Raw genomic sequence first — 365 nt, forward strand, 5'->3', positions numbered from 1 at the left:
GCCTCTTTACAGCTCTCATATGCTTGATCTTTCAGAAGAATCTCTTGAAGAAAATATCCAAACCTGTAAAAAGTATCTGGAGCGCATGAGCAAAATGGGGATGACCCGTGAGATAGAGCTTGGAGTCACGGGAGGAGAAGAAGACGGTGTAGATAATACAGATGTTGATTCTTCCAAACTTTACACCCAACCCAATGAGGTGGCTTATGCTTATGAAGAGTTGAGCAAAGTGAGTGACCAGTTCACCATTGCTGCAGCTTTTGGTAACGTTCACGGTGTGTACAAACCGGGAAATGTAAAACTAACTCCTGTAATTCTAAAAAATTCTCAGGAATTTATTTCTGAAAAATACGGGGTAGGTAAAA

1 protein-coding gene is annotated in these 365 nt (G+C 40.8%); it reads left to right on the forward strand.

What is annotated here, in order from left to right; translation table 11 throughout:
• On the forward strand, positions 1 to 365 hold a 365-nt coding region (locus tag HC175_RS20805; RefSeq protein WP_209310160.1), incomplete at both ends, for a class II fructose-bisphosphate aldolase.

The organism is Salinimicrobium oceani (assembly GCF_012037645.1).